The following is a 12,043-nucleotide window of genomic DNA, read 5'->3' on the forward strand; positions in this document are numbered from 1 at the left end:
AATCGCCGCATTCAGGAGACAACTCATGCGCACCCAAGTTGGCATCATCGGTGCCGGGCCCGCGGGCCTGCTTCTTTCCCACCTTCTTCATCTGCGCGGCATCGAGTCGGTCGTGCTCGAAACGCGCACTCGCGACCAGATCGAATCCACCATCCGCGCCGGCGTGCTCGAACAGGGCACGATGGACCTGCTGACCGAAGCCGGCGTCGGCGCACGCATGAAAGCCGAAGGCGCGCTGCATCATGGGTTCGAACTGGCCTTCGAAGGCAAGCGGCGGCGTATCGATCTGACCGGACTCACCGGTCACTCGATAACGGTCTACGCGCAGCACGAAGTGATCAAGGATCTGGTCGCCGCGCGCGTGGCCGCGGACGGCGCGCTGCGTTTCGGCGTGTCGGAAACGTCGCTGCACGGCATCGATACCGACAAGCCGTCGATCCGCTATCGCCACGAAGGCGAAGCATGCGAGCTGCAATGCGACTTCGTGATCGGCTGTGACGGATCGCAGGGCGTCTCGCGTGCTTCGATTCCGCAGGCGCTGCGCAAGGACTATGAACGCGTCTACCCGTTCGGTTGGTTCGGTATCCTGTGCGAAGGGCCGCCCTCGTCGGACGAATTGATCTATGCACGTCACGAACGCGGCTTCGCGCTGATCAGCACGCGTTCGCCTAACGTGCAGCGCATGTATTTCCAATGCGATCCGAAGGACTCGGTCGAGAACTGGTCCGACGACCGAATCTGGGCGGAGTTGCACGCACGCGTCGATTCGCACGATGGCCAGAAGATCGTCGACGGCAAAATCTTCCAGAAGAATATTGTCGGCATGCGCAGTTTCGTGTCGGCCACGATGCAGCACGGTCGGCTGTTTCTCGCCGGCGACGCCGCGCATATCGTGCCGCCGACCGGCGCAAAGGGCATGAATCTGGCGGTCGCCGACGTGCGCGTGCTGACCCGTGCGCTGGACGCGTTCTACGTCGAAAATCGCACCGATCTGCTCGACAGCTATAGCGAAACCGCGCTCAAGCGTATCTGGCGCGCCGAGCATTTCTCGTACTGGATGACGAGCATGATGCACCGCATTGAAGGCGCGTCGCCGTTCGAGCAGCAGTTGCAGGTGGCTGAACTGGAATACGTGACCACGTCGCGCGCGGCGGCCACCGCGATGGCGGAAAATTACGTCGGCGTGCCCGTGTCGCAGGCGTAACCACCGCGCAAGGCGAGTCGCACCGACGCTAGTTGAGCGACAAATCCCGGTGCGCCGCGGCCTGAAACTCCGTAGGCGTGACGCCGGTCTGCTTGCGGAAATAGCGGCTGAAATAAGCCGCATCCTCGAAACCGAGCGCATGCGCGATCTGTTTGATGGTCAAGCCTGAATAGACCAGATCGCGCTGCGCCTCGCGTATCAGATGGTCATTGACGAGCGACAGCGGTGAATGGCCGAGTTCGTCGCGGCAGATGCGGCCCAATTGCGCGGCCGTGACGCCGAGTTTCCCTGCATAGAACTCGATGGGCTGGTGTTCGCGAACGTGCGAGGCGACCAGTTCGCGCAGCCGTTTGATCTGCGCCGCGCGTCGGTCGTTGACCGTCGCGCTGGCCGCCGACGCGGCATCGGTCAAACGCGCCACTTGCACAAAAAGTGCAATCATCAACGCCATGCCCGCGGCGATATGGCCGCGCGCGCTGCCGCGAAATTCCTGTTCCAGCAGGCCGAACAACGGCATCAGCGTGCGCTCGCCGACCTCGGGCCGCACGGGGATCAGCGCGGGCCGTTGCAGCACCGGTAACAGACCCGGCGACACGGCTTTCGAGATCGACTCCAGCGCCCGCTGCGCAGCGGTGATCACGAGCCCGTCCATTTCCGGCGAAAACACGAATCCATGCACGGTTTGCGCGGGAATCAGCACGATGCACGGCGGTTCGATCGCGAGTTTCTCGCTCTCGACCAGCACGTGGCCCATGCCGCCGCGGATGTAGAGAATCTGCAGCAGCGCGTCGTGACGGTGCGCTGCGATATGCCAGTCGTTAGGACGGCTGCGCTCCACGATCCATTCGAAATTGAATGCGTCGTACCAGGGCGGCCGCGCCGACTCTCCATACAAGTCGTAGTTAGGGATTTTACTCATGCCGTTTTGTCTCCTATGTGCGAATTGTCCTGCGATGCGCTGCCTTTGTCCAATTTCAGCCGCACTCGCGTGGCTATACTTTTTTCCATGAAAGGCGCGCTTGAATAGCGCGGCGGCAAAGCCGGCCAGCGCATCGCGCCGACGATCAAAATCATGGAGATTCGGATGACTAATCAAATCAACGGGAGTCGTGACACAGCGGGCGCACAGCATTGGCTCGCGCTCGAAGGCAAGGTCTGCGTGGTGAGCGGAGCGGCCGGCGGTATCGGCAGCGCAATCGCTCAGGTACTCGGCAATGCGGGAGCGCGCCTGGCGTTGCTCGACCGTGACGAGGAAAAGTGCCGCGCACTCGCGCAGAGCCTGAACGCGAATGGCGTCGAGGCGCTCGCGCTCCCTTGCGACATCGGCGACATCGACAGCGTGCGCGGTGCGGTGAACGGCGCCGAGTCGGCACTCGGCGTGGCTGATGTGCTGGTGAACAACGCCGGATTGCTGCGTCCGGGCGGCATCGAAGAGATCGGTCTGGATGCGTGGAACGCGATGCTGCGCGTGAACCTGACAGGGTACATGCTGTGCTCGCAGCAGTTCGGCCACGGCATGTTGAAGCAGGGCGCGGGCGCGATCGTGCATGTCGCTTCGGTGGCCGCGCATCATCCGCAAACCTACAGCGGCGCCTATAGCCCCGGCAAAGCCGGCGTCGCGATGCTGTCGAAGCAACTCGCGGCGGAGTGGGGGCCGCGCGGCATCCGCAGCAACACGGTGTGTCCGGGCATGATCCGCACGCCGTTGTCCGCCGCGTTCTATGAGCACGGCGATATCGAGCGCCGCCGCAGCGCGATGACGGCCAGCCGCCGCATCGGCGAACCCGGCGACATCGCCGATGTCGTCGCGTTTCTCGCCAGTGCTCGCGCCGCGTATGTGAACGGCGCTGAGATCGTCGTCGACGGCGGACTCGAAAGCATGCTGATGGACCTCGTGCCGCGGCCCGGCTTCGAAGCCACAGCGGCTACGCCGGTCACCCGTTAGGCCCTCGCACAAGGACGCACATCATGACCAATGCAACACGTGCAACACCCAACGCCGCGCTGACCTGCGACGTACTCGTCATCGGCTCGGGCGCGGGCGGTCTTGCGACGGCCATCACCGCGCGCAAGCACGAGCTCGACGTGATCGTGATCGAGAAGGAGCCGTTCTTCGGCGGGACGACCGCGTTTTCCGGCGGCGTGCTATGGATTCCGGGCAATCGTCACGCGAACAGCAGTCACGTGAGCGACACGCGCGAAGCGGCGCTGACCTACATGCGCAACGAGACCGGCGCATTTTTCGATCAGGCAGCGGTCGACGCGTTTCTCGATACCGGCCCACAAATGCTCGACTTCTTCGAGCGCGAGACCACGGTCAAATTCGTGCCGACGCTGTATCCGGACTATCACCCGAACGTAGGCGGGGGCGTGGATATCGGCCGTTCGGTGGTGGCCGCGCCGTTCGATGCGCGCGCGCTCGGCAAGGACATCGCGCGTCTGCGGCCGCCGCTGAAGACGATCACCTTCATCGGCATGATGTTCAACTCGTCGAACGCGGACCTGAAGCACTTCTTCAACGCGACGCGCTCGCTGACTTCGGCGCTTTACGTGGCGAAGCGACTCGCCAGCCATCTGAAGGATCTCGCGTTGTACCGGCGCGGCGTGCAGGTGACGAGCGGCAACGCGCTCGCCGCGCGGCTGGCGAAGTCTGCGCTCGACCTCGGCATTCCGATTCACACGAACACCGGGGCGCGTGAGCTGACGGTCGTCGGCCAACGCGTGACGGGCGCGCTCGTCAGCGGACCGGACGGCGAGATGCGCATTGCCGCGCGGCGCGGTGTCGTGCTGGCATGCGGCGGCTTTTCGCATGACGTGGCGCGCATCGCCAAAGCGTATCCGCACGTGCGGCGCGGCGGCGAACACGTGTCGCCGGTGCCGCCCGGCAATACTGGTGATGGCGTCGGCATGGCGGAGCGGCTCGGCGCGAAAGTGGCGATCCGTTACCCGCAGCCCGCGGCCTGGATGCCGGTCTCGCGCGTGCCGATGCGCGACGGCAGCGTCGGCGTGTTTCCGCATCTGCTCGATCGCTACAAGCCCGGCATCATCGGCGTGACACGGGCGGGCAAGCGCTTCACGAACGAAGCGAATTCGTATCACGACGTCGGCGCGGCGATGATCGAAGCGTGCGCGAACGAGCGCGAAACCGCGATGTGGCTGATCTGCGATCACGCGACCATCCGCAAATACGGGCTCGGATTTGCGAAGCCCGCGCCGGTCCCGCTCGGGCGGCTGCTGCGCAACGGCTATCTGAACACCGGGCGCACGCTCGCCGAACTCGCGCGCAACGCGGGACTGGACGGCGCGGCGCTGGAAGCGACGGTGAAACGCTACAACGCGGACGCGGTGCGTGGCGAAGACCCGGAGTTCGGCCGTGGCACGACCTCGTTCAACCGCTACCTCGCCGACCCGGAACAGCGGCCGAACCCGTGCGTCGCGCCGATCGGCGACGGACCGTATTACGCGCTGAAGGTGGTAATGGGCGACCTCGGCACCTTCGACGGCATCTCGACCCAGGTGACGGGCGAGGTGCTGAACGAAGCCGGCGCGCCGATTGCCGGTCTCTATGCGGTGGGCAACGATCGCGCCAGCGTGATGGGCGGCAACTATCCGGGCGCGGGCATCACGCTCGGCCCGATCATGACCTTCGGCTATATCACCGGCCAGCATCTGGCGGGCGTCGGCGCCATCGGTGCGAACTCGCCAGGCGATGCCGGAGCCGGCGCAACCAGAACTGTATTGAGGACAGGCACATGAGCAGCGGCAAACCTTTTGTCGATCACCGCATCTATACGATCCGCCCGCGCGGCATGACGGAATTCATCGACGTATTCGATCGCCTTGCCATGCCGATCCAGGTGAAGTATCTCGGTGCGCCGGTCGGCTTCTATATGAGCGACATCGGCGCGTTGAACCAGGTCGTGCATCTGTGGGGCTACGAGAGCATCGCCGATTACGACCAGCGCCGCACCGCGCGCGATGCCGATCCTGAATGGCCCGCGTATCTGCAGGCATCGGCGCATCTGATCGTCGCGCAGGAAAGCCGGATCATCAGGCGCGTCGATTTCAGGAGTCTGGCGATGCTTCGCTAGCGGGACGCGTGGCGTAGCAGCACGCGCATCACTCAGGAGGAGACAGAACATGAACGATCAAACACGGCGCGTCGCGATCGTGACGGGCGGCGCAAACGGCATCGGCTGGGCGACCGCGCAACGTTTCGCGCAGGACGGCTATGGCGTGGCGGTCGCCGACATGGATGCGGACCGGGCTCGCGAACGCGCCCGCGAACTGGCTGCGGCGCACGGCAGTACGCACGTCGGTATCGGCGCTGATGTGGCCGTCGAAGCCGACGTGCGCGCGCTGATCGATGCATGCGTCAAACGCTTCGGGCGGATCGACGTGCTGGTCAACAACGCGGGCAACGGCGATCAGCCGCATCCGACCCTCCAACAGAGCGTCGACGCATTCGACCGGCTGCTCGGCATCCATGTGCGCGGCACTTTCCTCGCGTGCCGTGAAGCCGCGCGAGTGATGCTCGCACAGCGCAGCGGCGCGATCGTCAATCTCGGCTCGATCGCGGGGCTTGCGGGCATCCCGCACCGTAACGCGTATGGCGCGGCGAAGGCCGGCATTGCCGCGATGACCCGTTCGCTTGCCTGCGAATGGGCGCGTGACGGTATCCGCGTGAATGCGGTGGCGCCCGGTTATGTCGCCACCGAGCTGGTCGAGACGCTCGAGCGCAACGGCCAGATGAATCTGCCAGCGATCGAACGGCGCACGCCGATGGGCCGGCTCGCGCGCCCGGATGAAATCGCGCGCGCAATCGGCTTTCTCGCGTCGGACGCTGCGAGCTACATCACCGGCACGGTGTTGAGCGTCGACGGCGGCTGGCATGCGTATGGCGCGGCGAGCGACTAGTTCGCGCCGACCCCTTCACGCGAGCCGCGAGCGGGTCCCGCACAAGCGCGCCGCTCTTCGCGTGATCCGTAGTAATCCGAATAATAAAAATCAACTCTTCCTCTCATGGAGACATCGCAATGAAAAGGCCCCAACCAGGCAGGGCGGCAGCTCTGCATCTGCACGAATCCGCAACCGGTGCGCTCGACGCGCAAGGAGACGGCAAATGACCAGCGCCGAACGCAGTGTGGATGTGCAGGCTTTCATCGACGAACAGCGCTTCTCGCCATTTCAATGGACGATTCTGGTGCTGTGCTTTCTGGTCGTCGCGGCTGACGGCTTCGATACGGCCGCGGTCGGCTTCATCGCGCCGTCGCTGGTGGAGCAGTGGGGGATCGCGCGCAGCTCGCTCGGCCCGGTGATGAGCGCGGCGCTGGTTGGCCTCGGCATCGGCGCGCTCGCGGCCGGTCCTTGTGCGGATCGGATCGGACGCAAGATGGTGCTGGTGTTGTCGGTGTTCTTCTTCGGCGTGTGGAGTCTCGCGGCGGCTCGCGCGACATCGATCGAGTCGCTGACGCTGCTGCGCTTTTTCACCGGGCTCGGTCTCGGCGCGGCGATGCCGAACGCGGTCACGCTGATGTCGGAATACGCGCCGGCGCGAATCCGCGCGGTCGCGGTGAATGCGATGTTCTGCGGATTTTCGTGCGGGCTGGCGGTGGGCGGCCTGGCTTCAGCGTGGCTGATTCCGCACTTCGGCTGGCCCAGCGTGCTGGTGGCGGGCGGCGTCGGCCCAATCGCGCTGAGCGTGCTGCTGATTCTGATGCTGCCGGAGTCGGTGCAGTTTCTCGCCGTGCGCAGGCGCGCGGATCAGCGCATCGCCCGTATCCTGCAGCGTATCGCGCCGCACAGCCGCTTCGACGGATGCCGCTTCATCGCGCTCGACGCGCGCGCCGGCCGCGAAGCCGCGACACACGGCGCGGGCAAGTCAGGCGAACGCGCTCAGTGGGCGCTCGGCGTCGTGCTGTCGTCGCGTTACCGCTTCGGCACGCTGATGCTGTGGCTCGCGTATTTCATGGGGCTTCTGATCTATTACCTGCTCACCAACTGGCTGCCGACGCTCTTCAAGGACACCGGTTTCTCCGGCGAAAAGGCCGCGTTGATGACGTCGCTCTTTCCGCTCGGCGGCGTGCTGGGCAATCTGTGCGTCGGCTGGATCATGGACCGCTTCGCCGGTCATCGTGTCGTCGCGATGACGTATGTGTTGGTGGGGCTGCTGGTGCTGTTCGTCGGACATGGGGTCGGTCATCAGGTGTGGCTTGGCACGCTGATCTTCCTCACCGGCACGGTGACCACCAGTGCGGTCACGTCGATGTCGGCGCTCGCGGCGAGCTTCTATCCGACGCGGGCGCGCGCGACCGGCGTGGCATGGATGCTGGGGATCGGCCGCATCGGTGGCGTGGCGGGCGCGCTGGTCGGCGCGGCGCTGATGGGGCTGGGCTGGCAGTTCGGTGCGGTGTTCAGCCTGCTGGCGGTGCCGGCGGTCATCGCGGCGAGCGGCGTGTTCCTGATGATGCGGCGCGTGCCGCTCGACCAGTCGTCAGAGGGAGAGGTTGCCGCTGTCGCGCTCGAATAACGGCTGCGCACGCTTCAATTGTGCGCCTGAAAGACAACAGTGAATTCAGGATTAGCGGATTTATCCCGTCCTGTCGGGCACCTACACTGGCCACACCGTTGCAACGAGAGTTCACGTCCGCAGCGCATGTCGGGACAATCCAGGAGGTGGTTTCATGAAGTCGCTCATTCAAGCCGTTGCTCTCGCTGTTGTTCTCGCCGCGCCGGTTGCGTCGTTCGCGCAATCGGCCGGTCAGCCTGTTTCGCAGGATTCACAGGCGACGCAGCCGCAGGCAGGCGCTCAGAGCAACACGGTTGAGGCCGATCGCAGCGGTTACGGGGCTGGCAGCCACGGGACGTGGCAAGCCGGTCGCGGCACTGACACGACGGTCAGTTCCTACTCGCCGCCCATCTACAACGCGCGTTAAGCGCTCGCTACACGCTTGAGCGTTTGGCACTCCGGTGTCAAGCGCATTGCCAGGAAGGATCACGAAGCGCGCGACGAACGATTCGTCGCGCGCTTCGCATCTGTTCAAGCGCTATGACACACGCAACAACGTCATCTCGTTGCGCAGCAGCGCGAGCAGATCATCGTCGCTAGGCCGCGTGCCCCAATGCCGCGCACCCGCCACCGACGCAATCGCCATCCACGAATGCGGCGGAAACCATTCGCGCAACAGCGCGCCGTCCTGGCGCAAACACAACTGGCCTGTCTGCTCGCTGTATTCGGCGCAGATGACCACGCCATCGACGTGCGCCGAGACTCGTCTTGTATCGTTGTGTAGCAAATCGTCGCTCCTTATAAAGAGGTGGCGCGAATGCCAGCACGACGCGGCGCCGTCAGCGACACCGCCGTGCTCCATGCATCAGTGATCGCCGTGCCAGTGATCGTCGCCATGGCCGTGCCAGCCGTTGTCGTGGCCGCGGGCGTCACGCCAGTCGCGCCGGTCGTCATGCCAGTCGCGCCGTTCGTGATGACGTTCTTCCCACTCGCGCCGTTCCCAGTAACGGTGGCCGTCGTAGTAGCGCTCGCCGTACCAGCCCGGGCTCACGACCACCACCGGCGGCGCCGGCGCGTAGACCGGCGGCGGGGGCGGCGCATAAACCGGCTCGGGCGCGTAAACGACGCCCGGCACGCCGATGTTCACACCCACGTCGACATGGGCCAGCGCGGCCGACGATGCACTGATCGCGAGGCCTGCGACGATCGCCAACGACATCCAGCGGTTTCGTGAAGTCTTCATATTTTGTTCTCGGGTTCTACGAATGTGAGGAAACGCTCTTGTGCGCCACGGGCTTAGTAATGGTCGTGGTCGTGATCGTGATAATGCTCATGAGCGTGATATTCGCCGTCGGGGACCACGATGCAGCCGCCCAACGTGCTGCCGAGCGTTGCCGCGAGAATGACTAGTGCGAAGATTTTTTTCATGGTGTTGCTCCCTTTTGCTTGTGACCCGAACTCTACTGAGCGGCGCGATTTAGGTTGTGTTTGTGTGTAACAGGACGTGTCGCGGCGCTCGCGTGGCGGTGACAGGCAGAAGAGGGCGTACAGGCGGGGCGGGTGCGTGATGTCGCCCGGTGGGGAGCGGGCCGTGGCGGCGGGCAAGCCATTGAACACGCTATGAAAAGAACGCTGCCGTCGAGCATTGCGCGTGTGCGTCGGTGCTAAACGATCCACGCGCGAACAGCCGATAACTGCACGGCATTGTGTTTCGCCGCGATTACGTCAGGCGGAAACATTCGGTTGCAGACTGGGGACGGTAAGCACCGTCGCGCACGCTCGCTCGCACGTCGCGGGTGCTCATCCCGCTTTTCGACGCGACGCAACGCAGCAACGCGAAGGAGAGGCCATCAGCTTATGTTAAGGTTCGATCCGTAGCATCCGCGCTATGTACGCCCAGCATTCCCGTTCGCCGATGCGGCGATGCTGCCTTCAATCGACAGCCACTCGATGCTCAAACAACTCTGATGATGCGAACCGACCAACGCGCCTGGCGCGATGACGAAGCGGGCTACGACCGCGTAGCGCGGGTTTTTCACTGGCTGGTGGCCGCGTTGATCGCGGCTCAGTTCGTGATCGGCTGGACCATGCCGGACATTCACAAGGACACGCGTCCGGAAGGGCTTATCGCGTGGCATCTCGGCGTGGGTGCCACGCTGATCGCCGTGGTGGTGCTGCGGATCGTCTGGCGTCTCGCGCACCCGCCGGGACCGGCGAACGTGTCGCCGTTGCTGCGCGCGGTGTCGCAGGTCACGCACGGTCTGCTCTATCTCGCGCTACTGGTCGTGCCGCTGCTGGGGTGGGCCAATGCGTCGTCGCGGGGGTGGTCGGTCAGGCTATTGGGGTTGTTGCCGGTTCCGGCGATCGCACCGACGGGTTCGTCCGTCGGTCATGCAATGGGCGACATCCACGGCTATCTGGCGTGGGTGTTGTTCGCGCTGATCGCGCTGCATATCGCGGCGGCGCTGTTTCACCGCTTCGTTCTGAAGGATCGCGTGTTGCAGCGCATGCTGCCTTGACGACCGCGTGGCGCCGAGCGCACTCGCGCGCCGCTAGCCGGCGGCCGCATGCTCAGGCGCCGTCGCTTCGCGATACCCGAGCCGCGTCGAGATCGCGAGTCCCGACTGCTTGAGCAGCGCGACGTAGTGCGACTTCGTGTCGGCGCCGCAGCGCATCGTCGGAAACGAGATCGATAAACCGGCGATCACGCGGCCGAAGCGGTCGAACACCGGCACCGCAATGCACTGTAGTCCCTCTTCCTGCTCCTCGTTGTCCTCGCCGTAGCCTTGCTCGCGCACGTGTGGCAGGATGCTCAGCACTGCCTCGGCGCAGGTGAGGGTCTTTTGCGTCGACTTGCGGAATTCGACGTGAGAGAGAACCTCGCGCGCGTCGGCCGGGTCCATCCACGCGAGCAGCACCTTGCCGATCGCCGTGCTGTGCAGCGGATTGCGCCGGCCGATGCGCGACTGCATGCGCAAGCCGTAGTCGGCGTCGATCTTGTGGATGTAGATAATCGCGTCTTGGTCGAACGCGCCGAGATGGATCGCCTCGCGCGTCACCTCGCCGATGCGCCGCATCTCGACATCGGCCTCGCGCACGAGATCGACGCTTTCCAGTGCCTTCGCGCCGAGTTCGAACAGACGGATCGTCAGCCGGTAGCGTTCGGTTTCGACTTCCTGGGTCACGTAGCCGAGTGCCTTGAGCATCTGGATTACGCGGTGCACGGTGGTCTTCGACATCGCAAGCCGGTGCGACAGCTCGCTGATGCCGATCTGCCCGCTCTCGCCGATCGCGCCGAGAATCGCGAACACGCGGCCGATCGACGACGCCGATTCGCCGCGCTCATTGCCGCTGCCGCACTCCAGGCTATCCGTGTCCTGCACCTGCAAGGCGGCGTCGCGCTTGCGCTGTTTGCCTGTTGCTGCCATTTCCGTCATCCCTGTTCATGCCGAGCGGCGCTGCCACAGCGCGCCGTCAATTCACGCGCCGAGGCGCGAGAGCATACCGTGTCCCGGGCGTTTGCGGCGAGCTAGCGCGCAAGCCAGCCGCCGTCCACCGCCAGTGTATGCCCGTGCACGTAGTCCGACGCGCACGAGGCGAGAAACACGACCGGTCCTGCGAGATCGTCCGGCGAACCCCAACGGCCCGCCGGAATGCGGCCGAGAATTTCTTCATTGCGCTGCGCGTCGTCGCGCAACGCCGCCGTGTTGGCGGTCGCCATGTAGCCCGGCGCGATCGCGTTCACGTTGATGCGATGCTCGGCCCATTCGTTCGCGAGTAGCCGGGTGAGGCCGAGCACGCCGCTTTTCGCCGCCGTGTACGACGCCACCCGGATGCCGCCCTGAAACGACAGCATCGACGCGACGTTGATGATCTTGCCGCCGCTTTGCTGCCTGACGAACTGGCGCGCAGTTGCTTGCGATAGAAAGAAGAGGCTCTTCAGATTGACGTCGACGACGGCGTCCCAATCCGCTTCAGTGAAGTCGAGCGCGTTCTCGCGGCGGATGATGCCGGCGTTGTTCACCAGGACGTCGACGCGTCCGAACGCCTCGAGCGCGGCGCGCACGATGTCGTCGACCGGCGCGATCGACGCGAGGTCGGCGCGCACGTCGGCGAAGCGGCGGCCGGTGGCCTCGACGCGCGCGGGCGTGTTGCCGGCGTCGGCGCGGCTCACGCCGACGATGTCGCAACCGGCGGCGGCGAGCGCGACGGCCATCGCGGCGCCGAGTCCCGTGTTGCTGCCGGTGACGATGGCGACCTTGCCGGTGAGATCGAAAGTGTTCACGGTTTTCAGGCCCATATCGTTTGCCGAGGGTCGTCGGAAAGGAACA

15 protein-coding genes are annotated in these 12,043 nt (G+C 65.0%); 8 read left to right on the forward strand and 7 right to left on the reverse strand.

The genetic code is table 11. The annotated features are described in order from the left end of the window. The first annotated feature begins 25 nt into the window (after positions 1–25). The gene (locus tag FVF58_RS12815; protein ID WP_149670269.1) at positions 26–1,204 is read left to right on the forward strand and encodes a 4-hydroxybenzoate 3-monooxygenase; all 1,179 of its coding nucleotides are present in this window, start codon (positions 26–28) and stop codon (positions 1,202–1,204) included. 28 nt (positions 1,205–1,232) lie between these two features. Here the strand turns inward: FVF58_RS12815 and FVF58_RS12820 are convergent, their stop codons facing one another. Then, on the reverse strand, positions 1,233–2,123 hold the full coding sequence (locus FVF58_RS12820) for a helix-turn-helix domain-containing protein (RefSeq protein ID WP_149670270.1): 891 nt from the start codon (positions 2,121–2,123) through the stop codon (positions 1,233–1,235). Then, positions 2,120–2,278 carry a hypothetical protein gene (locus FVF58_RS51395; RefSeq protein WP_188130806.1) on the reverse strand — a complete coding sequence of 53 codons (159 nt, stop codon included), beginning with the start codon at positions 2,276–2,278 and terminating at the stop codon, positions 2,120–2,122. Before FVF58_RS51395 ends, FVF58_RS12820 begins: the two co-directional genes overlap by 4 nt. A 10-nt stretch (positions 2,279–2,288) precedes the next feature. Here FVF58_RS51395 and FVF58_RS12825 point away from each other — a divergent pair, with 10 nt between their 5' ends. From FVF58_RS12825 to FVF58_RS12850, 6 genes are all read left to right on the forward strand, one after another. Next, entirely contained in the window at positions 2,289–3,149 is an 861-nt protein-coding gene (locus FVF58_RS12825) for an SDR family NAD(P)-dependent oxidoreductase (RefSeq protein ID WP_149670271.1), read from the forward strand. A 23-nt stretch (positions 3,150–3,172) separates the two neighbouring features. Further along, positions 3,173–4,960, forward strand: coding sequence for an FAD-dependent oxidoreductase (locus FVF58_RS12830; protein WP_149670272.1), 1,788 nt, complete (start codon positions 3,173–3,175; stop codon positions 4,958–4,960). Next, the gene (locus FVF58_RS12835) at positions 4,957–5,295 is read left to right on the forward strand and encodes an NIPSNAP family protein (protein ID WP_149670273.1); all 339 of its coding nucleotides are present in this window, start codon (positions 4,957–4,959) and stop codon (positions 5,293–5,295) included. The genes FVF58_RS12830 and FVF58_RS12835 overlap by 4 nt, the downstream gene beginning before the upstream one ends. A 49-nt stretch (positions 5,296–5,344) precedes the next feature. Beyond that, entirely contained in the window at positions 5,345–6,121 is a 777-nt protein-coding gene (locus tag FVF58_RS12840) for an SDR family NAD(P)-dependent oxidoreductase (protein ID WP_149670274.1), read from the forward strand. Between the two features lie 205 nt (positions 6,122–6,326). After that, positions 6,327–7,733, forward strand: coding sequence for an MFS transporter (locus FVF58_RS12845; RefSeq protein WP_149670275.1), 1,407 nt, complete (start codon positions 6,327–6,329; stop codon positions 7,731–7,733). Positions 7,734–7,887: 154 nt separating this feature from the next. Then, the gene (locus tag FVF58_RS12850; protein WP_149670276.1) at positions 7,888–8,139 is read left to right on the forward strand and encodes a hypothetical protein; all 252 of its coding nucleotides are present in this window, start codon (positions 7,888–7,890) and stop codon (positions 8,137–8,139) included. Positions 8,140–8,250: 111 nt separating this feature from the next. Here FVF58_RS12850 and FVF58_RS12855 read toward each other — a convergent pair whose 3' ends face one another. From FVF58_RS12855 to FVF58_RS54145, 3 genes are all read right to left on the reverse strand, one after another. Then, a complete protein-coding gene (locus tag FVF58_RS12855) occupies positions 8,251–8,499 on the reverse strand; it encodes a hypothetical protein (RefSeq protein ID WP_149670277.1) in 249 nt (82 codons plus the stop codon). A gap of 78 nt (positions 8,500–8,577) precedes the next feature. Beyond that, positions 8,578–8,955: a hypothetical protein gene (locus tag FVF58_RS12860; protein WP_149670278.1), complete on the reverse strand. Its 378-nt coding sequence runs from the start codon at positions 8,953–8,955 to the stop codon at positions 8,578–8,580. A gap of 53 nt (positions 8,956–9,008) precedes the next feature. Then, the gene (locus tag FVF58_RS54145) at positions 9,009–9,140 is read right to left on the reverse strand and encodes a hypothetical protein (RefSeq protein ID WP_281291186.1); all 132 of its coding nucleotides are present in this window, start codon (positions 9,138–9,140) and stop codon (positions 9,009–9,011) included. 542 nt (positions 9,141–9,682) lie between these two features. Here FVF58_RS54145 and FVF58_RS12865 point away from each other — a divergent pair. Beyond that, positions 9,683–10,231 carry a cytochrome b gene (locus FVF58_RS12865; RefSeq protein ID WP_149670448.1) on the forward strand — a complete coding sequence of 183 codons (549 nt, stop codon included), beginning with the start codon at positions 9,683–9,685 and terminating at the stop codon, positions 10,229–10,231. 33 nt (positions 10,232–10,264) lie between these two features. Here FVF58_RS12865 and kdgR read toward each other — a convergent pair whose 3' ends face one another. Both kdgR and kduD read right to left on the reverse strand, forming a co-directional pair. After that, entirely contained in the window at positions 10,265–11,140 is an 876-nt protein-coding gene (gene kdgR, locus FVF58_RS12870) for a DNA-binding transcriptional regulator KdgR (protein ID WP_188130807.1), read from the reverse strand. A 101-nt stretch (positions 11,141–11,241) separates the two neighbouring features. Further along, entirely contained in the window at positions 11,242–12,012 is a 771-nt protein-coding gene (kduD, locus tag FVF58_RS12875) for a 2-dehydro-3-deoxy-D-gluconate 5-dehydrogenase KduD (RefSeq protein ID WP_149670280.1), read from the reverse strand. Positions 12,013–12,043 lie beyond the last annotated feature (31 nt).

The sequence above is a fragment of the Paraburkholderia panacisoli genome, from assembly GCF_008369935.1.
GTDB classification, from domain to species: domain Bacteria; phylum Pseudomonadota; class Gammaproteobacteria; order Burkholderiales; family Burkholderiaceae; genus Paraburkholderia; species Paraburkholderia panacisoli.